Annotated in this window: 4 protein-coding genes and 1 pseudogene; 2 read left to right on the top strand and 3 right to left on the bottom strand. The window is 36.5% G+C overall.

All coding sequences use genetic code 11. From position 1 onward, the window contains the following. A partial coding sequence (locus tag AC3DU7_RS18880; RefSeq protein WP_488040856.1) for an RNA-guided endonuclease InsQ/TnpB family protein occupies window positions 1–398 on the top strand: 398 nt, incomplete at its 5' end. 351 nt (window positions 399–749) lie between these two features. Here AC3DU7_RS18880 and AC3DU7_RS18875 read toward each other — a convergent pair. The 3 genes from AC3DU7_RS18875 to AC3DU7_RS18865 all read right to left on the bottom strand — a co-directional run bounded on the left by AC3DU7_RS18875 (window position 750) and on the right by AC3DU7_RS18865 (window position 1,747). Continuing rightward, on the bottom strand, window positions 750–1,094 hold the full coding sequence (locus AC3DU7_RS18875; RefSeq protein ID WP_488040855.1) for a hypothetical protein: 345 nt from the start codon (window positions 1,092–1,094) through the stop codon (window positions 750–752). A 174-nt stretch (window positions 1,095–1,268) separates the two neighbouring features. Continuing rightward, window positions 1,269–1,520 (bottom strand): DUF5615 family PIN-like protein, encoded by a 252-nt coding sequence (locus tag AC3DU7_RS18870; RefSeq protein WP_488040854.1) that lies wholly within the window; start codon window positions 1,518–1,520, stop codon window positions 1,269–1,271. Next, entirely contained in the window at window positions 1,517–1,747 is a 231-nt protein-coding gene (locus AC3DU7_RS18865; protein WP_488040853.1) for a DUF433 domain-containing protein, read from the bottom strand. The genes AC3DU7_RS18870 and AC3DU7_RS18865 overlap by 4 nt, the downstream gene beginning before the upstream one ends. A 415-nt stretch (window positions 1,748–2,162) precedes the next feature. Between AC3DU7_RS18865 and AC3DU7_RS18860 the strand changes: the two are divergent. Next, window positions 2,163–2,462, top strand: a pseudogene (locus AC3DU7_RS18860) (hypothetical protein); the annotation flags it as partial.

Raw genomic sequence — 2,462 nt, 5'->3', positions numbered from 1 at the left:
AAGCAGTAAAAAAACTTGCCATACTCCACAAAAAAGTAGCCGATATCAGAGCAGACGCACTACATAAACTCACTTCATGGTTAGCTAAAAACCACAGTACCATAGTAATTGAAGATTTGAATGTAAGTGGAATGCTCAAGAATCACAAACTAGCAAGTGCCATAGCAGACTGTGGTTTTTATGAGTTTAAACGTCAGCTTACATACAAATGTGAATGGTATGGCAGTGAATTAGTCATAGCCGATAGATATTATCCAAGTTCTCAAATATGTTCAAACTGTGGGCATCAACAGAAAATGCCATTACACTTGAGAACTTATGAGTGTAGTCAATGTGGTTTTGAAACTGATAGAGATTTGAATGCTGCTATCAATCTGAAAAACTATGTGAATCAGTAGCTTGAGTCAAGAGCGAATTGAAGCCTGTGGAGAAGATAAGTTACAGACTGCGGTCGGTGGTCTTCTGTGTTTGCGCAGCATTGCGGAACGCAAAGCAGGAAGCTAACTCCAAAGCCTATGCAATCATTTATGGGTAAGTTTGGGTAAGTTTAGTAGAACGGACTATGAAAGTTGTAAAACTTTGGGCTTTAGGTGCATGGGATAGCTAGACTTAAGAGAAGAACTATTTTTAAGAGGAGTTACGCAAAGGTAATATATATATCGTCTCTGCGTAAGTCCTATTTAAGATAGATGAGCGAGACAAGCTCTATTAAGCTAAAGCACTCGCCAATTCTCAACCCCGATTAATTATCAATCCTGAGCAACCCTCGTTATGTTAGTGATGTAAGGCATTTCTCCTGGTGCTTGATATATATCAACAATAGCTGCTTCATTGGGGGCGTCAGGATACACAACTGTTGCATTGCAGAAAAAACTGTAGTTTGTTCCTGCAACAGCCTGAGTTGCAAAGGCTACTGGTTTGTAAGAGACTCCAACAAGACCTTTCATAGCTGTTTGAAAAACTTCAGATGCTTCTGGAGTTATGTCACTATAAGTACTCCATCCTCCCAACAACTGTCGTGCGTTAGCATGGGGGACTGCAATAGTAGCTGCAATCATAAAGGCCAATAGTACACTTAGTAGAAACTTTTTCACTTTTGTTCTCCTTTTTGAGATTGGTAACTTCAATCAAGTTCTCGCAGTTGGAAATAGTTTGCCATAGACTTCTTTCTGAAAAATATGGAAAAATGTCAGAAAAGCGAGAAACTAATGAGCCTGTACATTGAAATGTAACTATGGATAAAGACGTTAAAATAGAGAAAATTATGACTAATGGATACCTGAACTTCCCGCAGTATAAATATACGATAAAACTCTAAAACCCTTATCAGTCATAAAATACAGCGGTCGCCTTTTTGGGATATAGCTATGTAAATTTGTAATGTTTCTTAACAGAAGCTCACAGGGAGTATCTGTTTTGTCTGCTAGTCCATGAAATTGGACGTGGCTAGCATCTGGAAAAATATCAGCTAAACGAGAAACCCATTTCCAGCTCAAATTTTGATCGAATAATAGTTTCAAGGAGAACTCACCAAAGCAACTAAACGATGATTACGGTCAGCGGCAAATTCTAAACAAGCTCTAATATCTTCTTCCGTCACTTCTGGAAAATCATCAATAATCTCAGTAATGGACATCCCGGATGCTAGCCAGCCCAGAACATCATAAACTGTAATTCGCATTCCACGAATACAAGGCTTTCCCCCACGCTTATCTGGTTCAATGGTAATTATGTCACGATAGCTCATAATCAAATTTATCTGTCCCAAAGCCTGATGAACAAGTAGCTTTTCAAAATCATCATAGAAATTTTATCGAATATTATAGATTACAGTGGGTAAAGCATTCTCCTATTACCGAATAATTCTGCTTTAAAGCCTCTCCTTCAAAGGAGAAGCAAGAAAAAATTTTCCTTTTATTTAATTCTCTTCTTTTTAGGAAGAGGTAATTATCAATTATCGAACTACTGTCTAAACTAAAATAGAGTTGTTGGGAAATAAAAGTTGAATAATGCTCAAAAGCTTACCGTATAAGACTTTTACGATTTTAGGCATCAAGAATGCTATAAACTTTGACTGATAAGGGTTTTAGCCATTTTTTTAGCTTAATTCCCAATAACTCTAATAATTAAAAACTTTAGTTCATCAAGTTGGAAACTGATGTATGTCTAATCTCGTGAAACTCTTAAATTTTACAGCTCACCGACAGTTAGAAAAGTCATTGGGATATAAATCTAACTCTCCCTGGGTAGCTTTTCACTGGGAACCAGAAATTGACCAAGTTATGTACAATGACGGTAAAAATATCGGTGCTGGTATTAGTGTTGCTTGGCAGATTTTTATTCAGCATCCTCTGGTAAATTCTCAAGTAAAAGATTATCAGTTAAATGAAACTGATAAATATTGGTTAATTTTAGATAGACAAAATAGAAATTTATATGTAGGAACAGCAAAAATTGTTTCT

The organism is Okeania sp. (assembly GCF_983059655.1).
The sequence above is the reverse complement of the archived record's forward strand: the minus strand, read 5'-3'. Positions and strand labels throughout refer to the sequence as shown.

Coding starts and splice junctions, on each gene's coding strand:
- AC3DU7_RS18865 (WP_488040853.1), bottom strand. CDS start 1,747: ATGAGCTATCGTGACATAATTACCATTGAACCAGATAAGCGTGGGGGA.